This window comes from Pseudomonas sp. SDO55104_S430, assembly GCF_054070595.1.
In genome coordinates, this window is the sequence record NZ_JBSVXG010000497.1 from 1 (window position 1) to 761 (window position 761).

The window sequence follows — 761 nt, forward strand, 5'->3', positions numbered from 1 at the left end:
AGGTCGGGCCGCGCGTCGATACGGTTTTCACTTTCGAGGGTGATGCGCGGAATTTCGAAGTGGTAATCGCGGCGGGTGGTGCGGCTGGTGCGGGTTTCCAGGCGCAGGTTGAAGCGTTTGATCACAGGTTCGCTGGCGACCAAACCCGAGTCCTGCAGATAGGCGACCGGCGCCAGTTTCGGGAACACCGTCTGATCATCGCCGAAGACCAGCGTGTGGTCGGTGGCGCTGTGCCAGAAGTGGTAGTGGATACCTTCTTCCTCGCACAGACGCTGAATGAAGTGCAGATCCGATTCATCGTATTGCACGCAGTACGGACGCTCGGGATAACGCGAGCCGAGGTTGAACTGGTAGACGTTGCGCAGGATGCCGTGCTCTTCGAGGATCTGGCCGATGATCTTCGGCACGCTGAGGTTCTGGAAAATCCGCTGGTTGATGCGATGCGCCAGGTACGCCAGTTGCGGGCGAAGAGTCACGGAGTAGCGCGTCAGACGCTTGCCGTTGTCGCCTTGCGCGGCGCGGTAAATCACACCGTGAATGCCGCTGCCACCATTGGAAAGCTGCAGGAACGCCGGTTTGTGCAGCAGGGTTTCGAGGTCCAGCGATGAGCGCTCGCTGACCAGTTCCACTTCGAAGGCATACGGCTGGCTGATGGCCTCTCGACCGCGCAGGGACAGCACCTGAAAGTCGCTGGAAAGCCCTTGGATGGTCAGGGCGAATTGGGGTTGATTGGCGGGTGCGAACATTCCGTGTTCCTCGTG

Annotated in this window: 1 protein-coding gene; it reads right to left on the minus strand. The window is 60.1% G+C overall.

What is annotated here, in order from left to right; translation table 11 throughout:
• The coding region (gene tssI / locus ACW9JE_RS30890) for a type VI secretion system tip protein TssI/VgrG (protein WP_457434931.1) at positions 1 to 746 on the minus strand (746 nt) is incomplete at its 3' end.
• Positions 747 to 761: the final 15 nt, after the last annotated feature.